The 239-nt window shown below is 69.0% G+C and carries 1 protein-coding gene; it reads left to right on the top strand.

Annotated features, from left to right (window positions below; translation table 11 throughout):
* Positions 1-30: 30 nt before the first annotated feature.
* Positions 31-239: SDR family NAD(P)-dependent oxidoreductase (locus tag AC0IYH_RS33735; RefSeq protein ID WP_471838810.1), on the top strand; the 209-nt coding region annotated here is incomplete at its 3' end.

The raw sequence follows: 239 nt of genomic DNA, 5'->3' as shown, positions 1-239 counted from the left end.
CGATACGACCGCTCAACTGGGACATGACGCATGAGACTGAACGACAAGGTGGCGGTGGTCACCGGCTCCGCATCCGGCATTGGTCGCGCCATCGCCGACCGCTTCGTGGCGGAGGGCGCGACGATCGTCGTCGCCGACTTCAACGCCGAGGGGATCGCGCGCACCGTCGAGGAGATTCGCGCCGCGGGCGGCACCGCCACCGGGCAATGCTTCGACGTGTCCGACCGCGACGCGGTCCA

It is taken from the genome of Pseudomonas sp. AC463, assembly GCF_979253585.1.
The sequence above is the reverse complement of the archived record's forward strand: the minus strand, read 5'-3'. Positions and strand labels throughout refer to the sequence as shown.